Below are 251 nucleotides of genomic sequence, written 5' to 3'. Positions count from 1 at the left end.
GGTGACTTTGTTCCTCAGCTGATAGCCAAAGGCCAGACTCGGCTAAACAAGCTTGATCAGCAAATCCTTACCCTCTATGCCCGAGGCATGACCACCCGTGATATTGCCGAAGCCATTCACGAGATGTTGTCATCACCGATGTAATAAGTCTTCAAAACACCAGTTTAATTTGACCTCCCGATTAACCCTTTTCTGGCCGATTGTTTTCCTGTTGGTATCAAGCAGGGAGCAGCGCCATGACCAATCGAGAG

Annotated in this window: 1 pseudogene; it reads left to right on the top strand. The window is 48.2% G+C overall.

The window, feature by feature from the left end:
- Positions 1 to 126: pseudogene (locus AK963_RS32970) on the top strand (transposase); the annotation flags it as partial.
- Positions 127 to 251: the final 125 nt, after the last annotated feature.

The organism is Endozoicomonas atrinae (assembly GCF_001647025.1).
GTDB lineage: Bacteria > Pseudomonadota > Gammaproteobacteria > Pseudomonadales > Endozoicomonadaceae > Endozoicomonas > Endozoicomonas atrinae.
Note: the sequence above shows the minus strand (reverse complement) of the source record. Positions and strands in the feature narration are given on the sequence as shown.